This is a genomic window from Limimaricola cinnabarinus (genome assembly GCF_047631075.1).
Taxonomy (GTDB): Bacteria; Pseudomonadota; Alphaproteobacteria; order Rhodobacterales; family Rhodobacteraceae; genus Limimaricola; species Limimaricola cinnabarinus.
Map to the genome: position 1 here is coordinate 94421 of NZ_JBLHYX010000015.1, position 12690 is coordinate 107110.

The window sequence follows — 12690 nt, forward strand, 5'->3', positions numbered from 1 at the left end:
AGTTTGCGCGGGAGGCTAGGCGCGCGGGGCGCAAGCTGCAAGCAGATGACCCGACGCCTGGGCTTCGCAGGGTGGCCCAAGCATCATCGAGGTCGGGGCATCGGTGTTTGAGGATCGAGGCCGATCAGCAGCGGCGCAGGCGGATCACCACGTCGACCTTGGCGATCTCCGCCCCTTCGGGGGCCGAAGGCAGGCGCGAGATTTCGAGCTGGTCGGCGGGCGCATCCGAAAGCCGCGCCTCCTCCTCCCAGAAGAAATGCGGGTGATCCGTCATGTCGGTGTCGAAATAGCTCTTGGAGCCATCCACCGTGATCTCGCGCATCAGGCCCGCGGCGCAGAAGGCCGAAAGCGTGTTGTAGACCGTGGCGAGCGAGACCTTGTGCCCCGATTGCGACGCCGCCTCGAACAGGCTCTCGGCGGTGACGTGGCGGTCCTGCCCATCGCCTACCAAAAGCGTAGCGAGCGCCAGCCGCTGGCGCGTCGGGCGCAGCCCGGCGGTGGCCAGCCAATCGGCGCCGCGGCGGGCGCGAGGATGGGGGTTGTGCGTCATGACCCGACAGATATGCCCTTTATCGGACGCGATTTCAATGTTGCACGACATCGTGCCGGACCGCGCCGCTCTTGCCCTATCGCGCGGCACGGTGCTAGAGCCTTGGGGCAGACAAACATGCTAAAACCGACGGGGCCACATGTCAGAATATCCGACCCAGTTCGACAAGGACGCGCTGCTCAAATGCGCGCGCGGTGAACTGTTCGGCGAAGGCAACGCCCAGCTTCCGGCGCCGCCGATGCTGATGATGGATCGCATCACCGACATCTCGGGCGACCGGGGCGAGCATGGCAAGGGCCATGTCGTGGCCGAGTTCGACATCACGCCGGATCTGTGGTTCTTCGAGTGCCACTTTCCCGGCAACCCGATCATGCCCGGCTGCCTCGGGCTCGACGGGCTGTGGCAGCTCACCGGGTTCAACCTCGGCTGGCGCGGCTGGAAGGGACGCGGCTACGCGCTCGGCGTCGGCGAGGTGAAGCTCACCGGCATGGTGCGCCCCGATCGCAAGAAGCTCACCTATTACGTGGATTTCACCAAGGCGGTGCAGACCCGCCGCCTGACCATGGGCGTCGCCGACGGCCGGGTCGAGGCCGACGGTGAAACCATCTATCTCGTCAAGGACATGAAGGTCGCTCTCTCCGAGAGCTGAACCCGTCAAGGAAGGAGACGCCATGCGTCGCGTCGTCGTCACCGGTCTCGGGGTCGTCTCGCCCATCGGCAATTCGGCTGAGGAAGTGGACGCCGCGCTGCGCGCGGGCCGCTCGGGCATCGAGGCCTCGGAGGAAATGTCCGAATACGGCTTTCGCAGTCGTGTCGCCGGCACGTTGAAGATCGATCTCAAGGAAGAGATCGACAAGCGTACCCTGCGCTTCATGGGGCCGGGGGCGGGCTATGCCTATCTCTCGATGCGTCAGGCCATCGCGGATGCGGGTCTTGAAGAAGCCGATATCTCGAACGAGCGCACCGGCCTGATCGCGGGCTCGGGCGGTCCTTCGACCTCGAACCTCTTCGCCGCACACCAGACCGTGCTCAAGACCGGCTCGCCAAAGCGCATCGGACCACTCATGGTGCCGCGCGGCATGTCGTCCACGGTCTCGGCGAACCTCTCGACCGCCTACGCGATCAAGGGCATCAACTACTCGATCACCTCGGCCTGCTCGACTTCGCTGCACTGCATCGGCGCGGCTGCCGAGCAGATCATGATGGGCAAGCAGGATGTGATGTTCGCCGGTGGCGGCGAGGAACTCGACTGGACCCTGTCGTGCCTGTTCGACGCGATGGGCGCGATGTCCTCCAAGTTCAACGACACGCCCCAGAAGGCCAGCCGGGCCTTCGACCGTGACCGTGACGGCTTTGTCATCGCCGGTGGTGGCGGCATGGTGGTGCTCGAGGATCTGGAGCACGCGAAGGCCCGGGGCGCCAAGATCTACGCCGAAGTCACCGGCTTTGCCGCAACCTCGGACGGGCACGACATGGTGGCGCCCTCGGGCGAAGGCGGCGAGCGGGCGATGCGCATCGCGCTCTCCACCCTGCCCGAAGGCCGCCGCGTCGGCTACATCAACGCGCATGGCACCTCGACGCCGGTGGGCGACGTGGGCGAGGTCGAGGCGGTCCGCCGCGTCTTCGGCGAGGGCAATACCCCGCCCATTTCCTCGACCAAGTCGATGACCGGCCACAGCCAGGGCGCGACCGGCGCACAGGAGGCGATCTACTGCCTGCTGATGCTCAAGGGCGACTACATCGCGCCGTCGATCAACGTCGAGAACCTCGCCGAGGGGATCAACGAGGGCGAGATCGCGACCGAGCTGCGCGAGAATGCCGGACTCGAGACGGTGATGACCAACAGCTTCGGTTTCGGCGGCACCAACGGCTCGATGCTGCTGTCCCGCTTCAACGACTGACGATTTTGAACGGAGTGAGCCGATGATCTCGATGGTGGGCAAGCGCGGCCTTGTGATGGGCGTGGCGAACGACCGCTCGATCGCCTGGGGCATCGCCAAGGCGCTGCATGGCGCAGGTGCCGAGCTGGCTTTCTCCTACCAGGGAGAGACCTTCGGGCGGCGCGTCGCGCCGCTCGTGGCGCAGGTGAACTCGGACTTCCTGCTCGATGTGGACGTCACCGACGACGCCTCGCTCGACGCGGCGTTCAAGAAGATCGAGGAGCGCTGGGGTCGGCTCGACTTCGTGATCCACGCCATCGCCTATTCCAACAAGGACGAGCTGGCGGGCCGGTTCATCAACACCAGCCGCGAAAACTTCCGTAACTCGCTCACCATCTCCTGCTACTCACTGATCGACATCGCGCGCCGGGCGCATCCGCTGATGAGCGCCGGTGGCTCGATCATCACCCTGACCTATCAGGGCTCGAACAAGGTGACGCCGTTCTACAACGTGATGGGCGTGGCCAAGGCGGCGCTGGAATCCTCCGTGCGCTACCTCGCCAACGATCTCGGCCCCGAGGGCATCCGCGTCAACGCGGTCTCGCCGGGGCCCATGAAGACGCTGGCGGGGGCCGCCATCGGCGGCGCGCGCAAGACTTTCAAGCACACCGACGCCAACGCGCCGATGCGGTCCAACGCGACGCTCGAGGCGGTGGGCGGCACCGCGCTCTATCTCTGCTCGGACGCCGCGGCCTGCACCACCGGCGAGATCATCCATGTCGATGGCGGCTACCACGTACTCGGCATGCCGCAGAGCGAGAATCTCTGAAAGCTTGCGCGATGGCGCGACGGGTATAGGCTCGTGACAGGTCACCCTGTCGCGAGCCCTTCCATGTCACATATCGTCTACGTCAACCTGCCGGTGGCGGACGCCGCCCGCGCCCGTGCCTTCTACGAGGGGCTGGGCTTTTCGACGGTGGAGCAGTTCACCGGCGAGCACACGACCTGCATCCGCTTGACCGAGGGCGCCTGCCTGATGCTGCTTGACCGCGAGACCTTCGCCAGTTTCGCCCCCGGCCCCGGCCCCGTCGCCGATCCGCACGAGAGCACCGGGGTGCTCGTCGCGATCCCGCGCGACATTCGCGAGGCGGTCGACGCCATCGTCGAGGCGGCGGTGGCGCATGGCGGCAGCGACACCGGTCGCAAGCAGGAATATGGCGACGTCATGTATGGCCGCTGTTTCCGCGACCCTGACGGCAACACCTTCGAGCCGGGCTGGATGGACACCGAGAAGATGCGGGCGGCAATGGCGGCGCAGAAGGGCTGAAACCCAACCCCTCGCCAACCGTCCCGCCGGCATGACGCAACCGGCCGTACCGGGCGTTCGACATGAAAAGGCCCCGGCAACGTGTGTCGCCGGGGCCTTTCGTCTTCGATCGTCCGGGATCAGGCCGGATCGACGCCGACCAACTCGACGTTGAAGGTCAGGTCCTGACCGGCCAGCGGGTGGTTCGCGTCGAGCACGACCTGCTCCTCGGTCGCTTCCATCACCGTCACCGGCACGACCTGGCCCTGCGGGGTCTGCATCTGCAGGCGAGTGCCCGGATCGACCGGAATGTCGTCCGGGATCGAATCGCGCGGCACGGCCTGACGCGCGTTCGGGTCGGGCTGGCCATAGGCGTTGTCGCAAGCGACCTCGACGGTCTTCTTCTCGCCGACTTCCATGCCGGGCATGGCGCTGTCGAGACCGGGGATGATCTGGCCCGAACCGACCTGGAACTCGAGCGGCTCGCGGCCTTCGCTCGAATCGAAGGTCTGGCCGTCATTCAGAGTACCAGTGTAGTGAATGCGTACGGTGTCGCCCTGCTTGACTTGCGTCATGAGCCTCTCCTTGAACTGGGGATCTTGGGGTGAATGGCTGGAGGCCGCAACTGCGGGTGCTCCTCGTCGGTCCCCCCCAAGGTAGGAAGACTGAGCCCGGTTCGCAACCCGATCGCCCCGAGAAGCCTTTTACCCGGAGGCGAGGCATGCCAGCCTCGTCACCACAGGGGGGATTACATGACCATCAGCACAATCGTCTTCGACGCCTATGGCACGATCTTCGACGTGGCCGGCGCGGCCCGCATCGCCAGCGCCGAGCCGGGCGGCGAGGCTCTGGCAGAAAGCTGGGAGCAGGTCTCGCGCGACTGGCGCACCAAGCAGCTCGAATACACATGGCTGCGCAGCATCGCGGGGCATCACATCGATTTCGGCCATGTCACCGCCGACGCGCTGACATGGACGCTGGAAAAGGCGGGGCTGTCGGACCCGGACCTCCGCGCCCGGCTGCTGGCGCTCTATGACACCCTGCCCGCCTATCCCGAGGCGCGCGAGGTGCTGGCCGACCTCAAGGCCAAGGGTCGCAACGTCGCGATCCTGTCGAACGGCGCGCCCGAGATGCTCGACCGCGCGGTCGAGAGCGCCGGCATCGGCGGCAGCCTCGACGCGGTGCTCTCGGCCGAGGCGGCCGGGGTCTACAAGCCCGACGCGCGGGTCTACGATCTCGTGGGCCAGCGTTTCGGTTGCGAGAAGAACGAGGTGCTCTTCGTTAGCTCCAACTTCTGGGACATCGCCGGGGCGACGGGCTACGGCTTCATCACCGCTTGGGTGAACCGCCATGACGAGCCACGCGACAGGCTCTGGTCGCGCCCGACCCATGTGCTGCCCAACCTGACCCATATCGCGGAATTCGCCTGATGCCGGAGTTCCGGGCCGAGGACGGCGTTCGGCTGCACTATCTCGACGAGGGCGAGGGCCTGCCGCTCCTGTGCCTGCCCGGCCTGTCGCGCAACGCGGCCGATTTCGACCACGTGGCGCCGCATCTGGCGGGAATCCGACTGATCCGGCCCGATTACCGCGGGCGCGGCCTCTCCGACTGGGCCGATCCGGCCAGCTACACGGTGCGGCAGGAGGCGCGCGACGTGCTGGCGCTGATGGCGCATCTGGGGCTGGCGCGCGCGGCGATCCTTGGCACCTCGCGTGGCGGGCTCATCGCCATGGCGCTTGCCGCGACCGTGAAGGAGCGGCTGATCGGGGTGGCGCTCAACGACATCGGCCCCGAGATCGCGCCAGCGGGCCTCGAGACGATCAAGGGGTATCTCGGCCTGCCACCCGCGCAGGCGACATGGGAGGAGGCCGCGCAGTTTCGCGCCCGGACATGGGCCGGCTTTGAGAACGTGCCGCAGGCGCGCTGGCTCGCCGAGGTCCGGGCGCATTACGATCAGACACCCCAAGGGCTGACGCTGCGCTACGACCCGGCGCTGCGCGATGCGGTGTTGGGCGGCGCGGTGCAGCCCGCTCCCGATCTCTGGCCGCTGTTCGAAGCGCTCTCGCCGCTGCCCGTGGCGCTGATCCGGGGTGCCAATTCGGAGCTTCTGACCGCAAAGACGGCCGAAGAGATGCGCCGCCGCAACCCCGGGATGATCTATGCCGAGGTGCCGGGGCGTGGCCATGTCCCCTTTCTTGACGAGCCGGAGGCGCTCGCGGCATTGAACGACTGGCTGGCGCGCTGCCGGCCCTTCGAGGGAGACAGGGCTTGAGCGATATCGACATGATCCGCGCCGCGCGCGACCGCATCGGCAACAACCTGCGGCGCACGCCGCTCCTGTCGGCGCCCGCGCTCGACGAGATCGCCGGACGGCGCGTCCTGCTCAAGGCCGAATGCCTGCAGATCACCGGCTCGTTCAAGGCGAGGGGCGGCTGGTCGGCGGTCTCGGCCATCGCGCCGCAGATCCGCGCGCGCGGCGTCATCGCCTTCTCTTCAGGCAACCATGCGCAGGGCGTGGCCCATGCCGCGCGCGAACACGGCGTCCCGGCGGTGATCCTGATGCCAAAAGACGCGCCTCGCGCCAAGATCGACAACACGCGGGCGCTCGGGGCCGAGGTGGTGCTCTTCGACCGGGAACGCGACGACCGCGACGCCCTAGGTGCGGAGTTGGCCGAGGCGCGCGGGCTGACGTTGATTAAGCCCTTCGACGACGCATTGGTCATCGCGGGTCAGGGCACGCTGGGGCTGGAGCTTGCCGAACAGGCAGCGCGAGCGGGCGTGACCGAGGCCGATGTGCTGGTCTGCTGCGGCGGCGGCGGGCTGACGTCGGGCGTGGCGCTGGCGCTCGAGGCCGAGGCGCCGGGATTGCGGGTGCGCACTGCCGAGCCCGAAAGTTTCGACGACGTGGCGCGCAGCATTGCGGCTGGAGAGATCCGTCGCAACGACCGCCTCGGCGGCTCGATCTGCGATGCCATCGTCACGCCGCAGCCGGGCAATCTCACCTTCCCGATTCTGAACCGCCTTTGCGGCCCCGGCCTTGCGGTGACCGAGGAAGAGGTGCTGCGCGCCATGGCGCTGGCGTTCCGGCACCTGCGGGTGGTGATCGAGCCGGGCGGTGCGGTGGCGCTCGCCGCGGCACTGTTCCGGCCGCGAGACATCGTCGGCGACGCGGTGATCGCCGTCGCCACCGGCGGCAATGTCGATGGCGCGCTCTACGCGCGCGCGTTGCAGACGCTCGAGGCGCCGGGGACCGCGGCATGATCGTCGAGGCGCGCGACGGCTGCCGTCTCTCCACCCGGATCGAGGGGCCGGATCACGCGCCCGCTTTGGTGCTGGCGCATGGCCTCGGCATGGACATGACGCTGTGGGACGAGGTGCTGCCGCTGCTGCCCGGCGACATCCGGGTGCTGCGCTATGATCTGCGCGGCCACGGCGGCTCGGACGCGCCCGACGCGCCCTATACCATGGGTCAAATGGTCTCGGACGCCGAGGCGGTGATCGAGGCGCATGGGCTGACGGACACGGTCTTTGCGGGGCTATCGCTCGGCGGCATGGTGGCGCAAGGGCTGGCGATCAAGCGGCTCGATCTCGTGCGGGGCCTCGTGCTGTCGAACACCGCGGCCAAGATCGGCACGCCGAAGATCTGGGAGGAGCGGATCGCCGTGATCCGCCGCAGCGGTCTCGCCGCGCAGTCCGAGGCGGTGCTCGACCGCTGGCTCGGGCGCGACGCACGCCACGGGGCCGTGGCCGCAAGGGCACGGCGGGTGCTGGGGGCGATGTCGGTCGAGGGTTACATCGGCGGATGCGCCGCCGTGTCGGGCACCGATTTCTGGACGCCGACCTCTGGGCTGCGCCTGCCGGTGCTGGGGCTCGCGGGGTCCGAGGACCGTTCGGTGCCTGCCGATCTCGCGCGTGAAACGGTCGATCTGATCCCCGGCGCGCGGTTCGAGATCATCCGCCGCGCCGGACATCTGCCACCCGTGGAGCGTCCCGGTGACTGGGCCGACCATGTGACGCGATTCCTGCGCGCCACAGGCCATGCGGGCGCGGCCCAAGCCGCGCCCTGAGGTCTCAGAGCCCCGGCACTATGTCGAACAGGCTACGCGAGCCGAAGCTGGTGCCGGAGTTGGGGCCAAAATTGATCTCGGCACCGATGGCGAGGTAGGTCTCGTCCCCTGTGAAGGCACCCTCCTCGGCGTCGATGCGCCCCAGCTCGCCCCACAGCCGCGGGCCACCGTCGATCTGGTAGCCGCCACCCAGCGCCGCGCGCAGAAGCTCGGCGTCGCCCTCGCCATCGGCAAGGCCGAGATCGCCCATCGCGAAAATCTGCGGGGTGATGTCGTATTGCGCCGAGATCCCGGCGAGGTTGATCCGGCCCAGATCGCCGTCATGCCGCGCGAGATAGCCCTCCGCACGAAGGCCGTAGATCTCGCCCGAGGCCTCGACGCCGAAGATCTCGGCATCGCCATCCTCATAACCGTCGCGGCCGATGAAGGCGCCGAGATTGGCGTCGCCAAAGGCCAAAAGAGGGCCAAAGTCGTAAAGCGCGTGCAGCGTCACGTTGCTGCCATCCGCGCCAAAGCCCGAAAAGCCGTAGGAGGCGAGGTTGATCTCGGTGCCAAAGCCGAGCCCGAGGTCGAATTGCAACCCGCCCGAATAGGTCGTGTAGCCGACATCGCCTTCCTCGAAGAAGGCCGACGTCTCGATCGCGAGGGTGCCCCCCGCGAAACCCTGCGCCTGAGCGCCACCCGCAAGGGTCAGGCCAACCCCTATCAGCGCCGCTGTTTTGAATGCTTGCTTGATCATCTGCTCTGTCCTCGTGGGGTTGGTCTTGATGCCGCGTCCGGGCTCGCTTCTACACCGCGCCCGCGCGACTCCACAGCCCTATTCGAGGGTACGACGCGTCTGGCTGCGACATCGCGGCGAATGCGCGAGACCTTGCCGAGTCGGAATGGCGGCATATGTGTCATACGACGCGGTCGTCTCGCCTGCGTCCCGGATGCCTGACCAAAGGACAGACCATGAACGCCCTTGAATCGACCTTTGCCGACCTCGAAGCCCGCATGACCAAGGCCGCAGGCAGCGCCCCCGGTCGCCCCGCCCCCGCCCCCGTCGCCGAGACCAAGGGCGACGTGACCACCCGCGCCGCCCGCGCCATCCTCGATGCCGAAACCGAAAACCGCAATGCCAAGATCGCAGCGCTGCGCGCCGCCCGGCTGAAGCAGGAGCCGCGCTGACACGAGCCGCGACCGCGCGCTGAGCATCTTTCGAAAATCGTATCTACATTCGGAGGCGGCCCCGCCGGTCACCTATGTTCGGCCATGGCCCTCCGACGAGGTACGCGCTTCGTCGGAGAACACATCTCCCCCGCATCGGGACAGCGGACGGTCCGAATGGAAGTGATATGGCGATCCCACGAGGACTCGAACCCCGAACCTGCTGATTAGAAGTCAGCTGCTCTATCCAGTTGAGCTATGGGACCGCGGCCCGCCAGAGACCCGGATGGGTCACGATACGGGCAAGACCCGACTCGCTGCGGATCGGCGCGAAGATGCGCAAATTCCCCTTACGACTCAAGGTGCCATTTCGCCCGTCTTTCAGTGCGAGCGGAGGCTGTCCCCAAAATCGGCACGACCCCGGTGCTTCTATCCTCGAATAGCCCCGGCAGGGCCCTGTTTCATCCGTGGTACGGGCCGCTCTAGCCGATCTTTGCACACATCGCTTTTCAAGCTTGTGTCACACCTTTGCGGGCTTGATCGGCGCGACGGTTACAACTTGGCATCGCTTGGGTTAAGGATGGCGCATCCGAAACAACGCATGAATATCCGATGACCCATTCGATCGAAATCGTTCCGCTTCACTGCACCGAAACCGGGCTCCGGCTCAGGACCAAGTTCAAGGCCGCAACCGAATACGACGTGGTCGCGCGCCGGGTCGCCAAGGGCAAGAACGAGTTCTTGTGGCGCAAGCCCGCCGAGACGATCGAAGAGGCCCGCAGGATCGCCGCTGAGGCGCAGGACGATTTCGGAGCCGATGCCATGGTGATCGGCGACCTGCCGAACCGGCCCGCCGCGCCACTGCGCGCCGCACCCCCGGCCGACAACCGCGCCGCCCTCTCGCTCTGAGCCTTGTTTCGCGAGCCGCGCGGCGCCACGATGCCCGCGGTTCGTGACCGGCGTGGACGACACGCCTTGGTGCCATGCACCTGCCTTGCTGGCGGTCGGGCGGGTTCGTGGCGCTCCATCAAGACAGCAGTTCCGCGCCCTGACCGCCGACGGGACTTTCACACATTCATCAAAGATGCCGCTGCCTTGCGCCCCTACAATCCAGGGGCCGCGAAAGCTCAAGGTTTGCGACCACCGCTTCCCCGACCGGGGCGGACTGGAGTCCCAGCCCAACCGGCGGAAGTAAGGCTCTCCCGCCGGTCGCGCCTTACCTCATGTCCGTTTCACTCAGCCGGAATTTCCGCCGAAGTGGCCGCCCGCCGCGGCCCCTTGGAACGCTGCAGATCCCACCATGCGAAGGTGAAGTAGATCACTGTGCACCAGATGGTCAGGCTGTAGAAAAGCTCCCGGTTCAGGTAGTACGCCGCCAGATCGGGGCTGTTGAACAGCACCCGCCAAGCCAGCACCGCCGGAACGACGAGGCCGATCACGATCCAGACCGCCCGGATGATCTTGGTCAGAAGGCTGGTGTCCTTGAAGGGCTCGATGGCTTCGCGCAGCGCCAGCTCCCGGTGATGCTCCTTCACCGCCTCGTCGAACGCCGCGAGTTGGGCTTCGGCCTCCGGCCAGTCGCCATCCGCCCCGGCGCGCTTTGCCAGCCAAGCGTAGAGCAGCACCGACAGGATCCATGTCGGCACGAAGAGGTAATAGAAGGGGAACAGGTCGATCAGGTTCAACCCGAAGCCGAAGACAAGCGCCACGCCCCATGTGACGATCGCCGGAACGTTCTGATGCGCCCCGCGCAGCTTGTGCCAATAGGTCTTCATCCCCATGCGCGGGAACAAATGCTGCTCGGCGAAGACGATGCCGCCCACGGGCACCAGCAGCAGGCCCGCATAGGTCAGAAGCGGCAGGAAGCTGCGATAGATGATCGGGAAGCAGCTGCCCACGACCACCACGGCGCCCACGATCAGCGTCACCTTGGTGCGCGAGGTGTTGGGAAAAACCGCCTGCGCGGCGAGGCCCGCGCGATAGAGGTTGGAGTTCGCGGTGGTCCAGCCGGCGACGATGACGATGACGAAGCCGCTGGCCCCGAGCGCGAGGTAAGCGACGTCGCCCGGCGACACGACCGCGATCGAAGTCTGCATGAAGGCGGCGGTGGCCGCGCCCATCAGCGCGGCGGAGATCCACGCGACATAGTGGCCGAACATCATGCCGGTCGCCGTGCACAGGCCATAGCGCTTCTTGCGGGCATAGCGCAGCAGCGCCATGTCGATCAGGCCGAAATGGGCGAATGTGTTCGCGGCCCAAGCGAAACCGATCACCTCCCAGATGCCGATCCCCGGCTCGCCCTCGGCGTTGGTGCCGGTGAACACCGTCGCCCCCGCCAGATCCACGAAGTCCCCAAAGCTCGCCAGCACGGTCTGGCCGGTCAACGCGTCGTTCAGGGCCGGGATCAGCACCATGCCGCCCGCCGTGAACATCACCATCAGCCACGGCGCGCAGATCGAGGCAAATTCGCTGAGCACGTTGAAGCCGTAATAGGCCACCAGCACGGCGATCACGCTGGCCGATGCGGCGATCAGCACGAAGGACGCGCTCGTTGGATAGGGCATGTCCTGTGGCGGCACCCCGAAGAGCACCCTCAGCGCGGTGGCCGAGACGGTGATCATCGCCGCCGAAATGACCACGAAGATCAGCACGTTGGCCCCGTTATAGAGACGTGAGAACAGCTCACCCATGTTCTGTTCGAGATAGGTGTAGAGGCTGAGCCGGGTCTTCACGGCAATCGGCGCGGTGATCAGCCAGAAGCTCAGCACCGCGAGCAGATTGCCGATCAGCAGGCCGATCAGGATGTCGTTGATCGTGGCACCGAGCGCCACGAAGGCCGCGCCGATCACGAATTCCGTCGCCGCCACGTGTTCGGCCGCATAGAGGCCGAGGAAATGCCCCGGCCCGTGCAGACGATGCCGTGGCACCGGAAGCTGTTCGTCGTCCATACCCGCTATGGTTTGCCGCAGCTTGGCTGAGGTATTTGCCATGTCACCCGTTCTTTTCTGGTCGGCCCGCGATTTTCGGGCCTTCTAGCGACTGGGCGACCCATGTACCAGCGGTTGTGGCGCTGCTCGTGAATCCCTCGGCTTTCGCCAAGGCGAACGCCCATATCTTGTGCGCTTCGACAAGGCCGCATTTCATGGGCGGGCCTCGGACACGGGTCGATGCCTCCCCCTCCCGCCAAGGGGCAAATCTCTTCATCAGAACGGTGCGCACATGAGCCCTCAGCTCAACGGAAATCCGAGGCGCCCGACGAAATCGATCCAGCTGCGTCGCCAGCCCCCTTTGGCGTCGACGGTGTTGAGCGCGTGCATCGTCACCCGGTCGCCGATCGTGCGCAGCGGCTCGGGCGGAATCGGAGCGGGCATGGTCCGCGCAAATTCGAGAGCCGGATCGGGATCGTCCGCATCGTCGAGCCGCGCCAGCCCGATCCGCGCGCCGAACCGCGAGGCCGAAACGCCAAAGCCTGAATAGCCGCCCGGATAGAGCCCCTTGCCGCCGTAATAGCTCTGGAAATGCAAGGCCATGCGGGTGGTCAGCGCGATCGGCCCGCTCCAGGCATGAGTGAAGCGGATGTCTTCAAGCTGTGGAAAGGTCGCGAAGAAGGACGCTGTTGCACATCTCGGTGAGGGGGATTCACCGAGCGCATCCTGAGGGTTAGGTCGAGGGTATGCCAAAGCCTTTCCCGACCCGCTACCGCACGACGAACTGGTCCGACTACAATGCGGCGCTGCG

The 12690-nt window shown here is 66.7% G+C and carries 14 protein-coding genes, 1 tRNA gene and 1 pseudogene; 10 read left to right on the forward strand and 6 right to left on the reverse strand.

All coding sequences use genetic code 11. The features are described from left to right. Positions 1-124: 124 nt before the first annotated feature. Positions 125-550, reverse strand: a complete 426-nt coding sequence (irrA, locus tag ACJASC_RS13090; RefSeq protein ID WP_415146427.1) for an iron response transcriptional regulator IrrA — start codon at positions 548-550, stop codon at positions 125-127. A gap of 139 nt (positions 551-689) precedes the next feature. On the opposite strand from irrA, the gene fabA reads away from it, so the two are divergent. The 4 genes from fabA (at position 690) to ACJASC_RS13110 (ending at position 3757) form a co-directional block, all read left to right on the forward strand. After that, a complete protein-coding gene (gene fabA, locus ACJASC_RS13095) occupies positions 690-1199 on the forward strand; it encodes a bifunctional 3-hydroxydecanoyl-ACP dehydratase/trans-2-decenoyl-ACP isomerase (protein WP_021694796.1) in 510 nt (169 codons plus the stop codon). 22 nt (positions 1200-1221) lie between these two features. Then, entirely contained in the window at positions 1222-2451 is a 1230-nt protein-coding gene (gene fabB, locus ACJASC_RS13100) for a beta-ketoacyl-ACP synthase I (protein ID WP_415146428.1), read from the forward strand. A gap of 22 nt (positions 2452-2473) precedes the next feature. Continuing rightward, positions 2474-3259, forward strand: coding sequence for an enoyl-ACP reductase FabI (locus tag ACJASC_RS13105; protein ID WP_415146429.1), 786 nt, complete (start codon positions 2474-2476; stop codon positions 3257-3259). 63 nt (positions 3260-3322) lie between these two features. Further along, on the forward strand, positions 3323-3757 hold the full coding sequence (locus ACJASC_RS13110; protein ID WP_415146430.1) for a VOC family protein: 435 nt from the start codon (positions 3323-3325) through the stop codon (positions 3755-3757). Positions 3758-3876: 119 nt separating this feature from the next. On the opposite strand, the gene ACJASC_RS13115 is transcribed toward ACJASC_RS13110, so the two are convergent. Next, complete coding sequence (locus ACJASC_RS13115) at positions 3877-4311, reverse strand: FKBP-type peptidyl-prolyl cis-trans isomerase (RefSeq protein ID WP_415146431.1); 435 nt, start codon at positions 4309-4311, stop codon at positions 3877-3879. Between the two features lie 177 nt (positions 4312-4488). On the opposite strand from ACJASC_RS13115, the gene ACJASC_RS13120 reads away from it, so the two are divergent. Genes ACJASC_RS13120 through pcaD form a run of 4 tightly spaced genes read left to right on the forward strand, consistent with a single transcriptional unit; the run spans position 4489 to position 7803 of the window. Next, on the forward strand, positions 4489-5166 hold the full coding sequence (locus ACJASC_RS13120; protein ID WP_021694791.1) for a haloacid dehalogenase type II: 678 nt from the start codon (positions 4489-4491) through the stop codon (positions 5164-5166). Then, positions 5166-6008 (forward strand): alpha/beta fold hydrolase, encoded by an 843-nt coding sequence (locus ACJASC_RS13125; RefSeq protein WP_415146432.1) that lies wholly within the window; start codon positions 5166-5168, stop codon positions 6006-6008. The genes ACJASC_RS13120 and ACJASC_RS13125 overlap by 1 nt, the downstream gene beginning before the upstream one ends. Continuing rightward, positions 6005-6997 (forward strand): threonine ammonia-lyase, encoded by a 993-nt coding sequence (locus tag ACJASC_RS13130; protein ID WP_415146433.1) that lies wholly within the window; start codon positions 6005-6007, stop codon positions 6995-6997. The genes ACJASC_RS13125 and ACJASC_RS13130 overlap by 4 nt, the downstream gene beginning before the upstream one ends. Next, positions 6994-7803 (forward strand): 3-oxoadipate enol-lactonase, encoded by an 810-nt coding sequence (gene pcaD / locus ACJASC_RS13135; protein ID WP_415146434.1) that lies wholly within the window; start codon positions 6994-6996, stop codon positions 7801-7803. Before ACJASC_RS13130 ends, pcaD begins: the two co-directional genes overlap by 4 nt. Before the next feature lie 4 nt (positions 7804-7807). On the opposite strand, the gene ACJASC_RS13140 is transcribed toward pcaD, so the two are convergent. Beyond that, a complete protein-coding gene (locus ACJASC_RS13140) occupies positions 7808-8542 on the reverse strand; it encodes a hypothetical protein (RefSeq protein WP_415146435.1) in 735 nt (244 codons plus the stop codon). Between the two features lie 215 nt (positions 8543-8757). Here ACJASC_RS13140 and ACJASC_RS13145 point away from each other — a divergent pair, with 215 nt between their 5' ends. Continuing rightward, positions 8758-8973: a hypothetical protein gene (locus ACJASC_RS13145; RefSeq protein WP_021694786.1), complete on the forward strand. Its 216-nt coding sequence runs from the start codon at positions 8758-8760 to the stop codon at positions 8971-8973. A 168-nt stretch (positions 8974-9141) separates the two neighbouring features. Here the strand turns inward: ACJASC_RS13145 and ACJASC_RS13150 are convergent. Then, positions 9142-9218: transfer RNA gene (locus tag ACJASC_RS13150), tRNA-Arg, on the reverse strand. Between the two features lie 346 nt (positions 9219-9564). On the opposite strand from ACJASC_RS13150, the gene ACJASC_RS13155 reads away from it, so the two are divergent. Further along, positions 9565-9861: a hypothetical protein gene (locus ACJASC_RS13155; protein WP_415146436.1), complete on the forward strand. Its 297-nt coding sequence runs from the start codon at positions 9565-9567 to the stop codon at positions 9859-9861. Positions 9862-10184: 323 nt separating this feature from the next. On the opposite strand, the gene ACJASC_RS13160 is transcribed toward ACJASC_RS13155, so the two are convergent. After that, positions 10185-11942 (reverse strand): purine-cytosine permease family protein, encoded by a 1758-nt coding sequence (locus tag ACJASC_RS13160; protein WP_415146437.1) that lies wholly within the window; start codon positions 11940-11942, stop codon positions 10185-10187. 237 nt (positions 11943-12179) lie between these two features. After that, positions 12180-12690: pseudogene (locus ACJASC_RS13165) on the reverse strand (hypothetical protein); the annotation flags it as partial.

Excerpts from the sequence above, each read along its gene's own strand:
- ACJASC_RS13120 (WP_021694791.1), top strand. The coding sequence starts at position 4,489 with ATGACCATCAGCACAATCGTCTTCGACGCCTATGGCACGATCTTCGAC.
- ACJASC_RS13115 (WP_415146431.1), bottom strand. The coding sequence starts at position 4,311 with ATGACGCAAGTCAAGCAGGGCGACACCGTACGCATTCACTACACTGGT.
- ACJASC_RS13155 (WP_415146436.1), top strand. The coding sequence starts at position 9,565 with ATGACCCATTCGATCGAAATCGTTCCGCTTCACTGCACCGAAACCGGG.
- ACJASC_RS13160 (WP_415146437.1), bottom strand. The coding sequence starts at position 11,942 with ATGGCAAATACCTCAGCCAAGCTGCGGCAAACCATAGCGGGTATGGAC.
- pcaD (WP_415146434.1), top strand. The coding sequence starts at position 6,994 with ATGATCGTCGAGGCGCGCGACGGCTGCCGTCTCTCCACCCGGATCGAG.
- ACJASC_RS13105 (WP_415146429.1), top strand. The coding sequence starts at position 2,474 with ATGATCTCGATGGTGGGCAAGCGCGGCCTTGTGATGGGCGTGGCGAAC.
- ACJASC_RS13110 (WP_415146430.1), top strand. The coding sequence starts at position 3,323 with ATGTCACATATCGTCTACGTCAACCTGCCGGTGGCGGACGCCGCCCGC.
- fabA (WP_021694796.1), top strand. The coding sequence starts at position 690 with ATGTCAGAATATCCGACCCAGTTCGACAAGGACGCGCTGCTCAAATGC.
- ACJASC_RS13145 (WP_021694786.1), top strand. The coding sequence starts at position 8,758 with ATGAACGCCCTTGAATCGACCTTTGCCGACCTCGAAGCCCGCATGACC.
- ACJASC_RS13140 (WP_415146435.1), bottom strand. The coding sequence starts at position 8,542 with ATGATCAAGCAAGCATTCAAAACAGCGGCGCTGATAGGGGTTGGCCTG.
- ACJASC_RS13125 (WP_415146432.1), top strand. The coding sequence starts at position 5,166 with ATGCCGGAGTTCCGGGCCGAGGACGGCGTTCGGCTGCACTATCTCGAC.
- irrA (WP_415146427.1), bottom strand. The coding sequence starts at position 550 with ATGACGCACAACCCCCATCCTCGCGCCCGCCGCGGCGCCGATTGGCTG.
- fabB (WP_415146428.1), top strand. The coding sequence starts at position 1,222 with ATGCGTCGCGTCGTCGTCACCGGTCTCGGGGTCGTCTCGCCCATCGGC.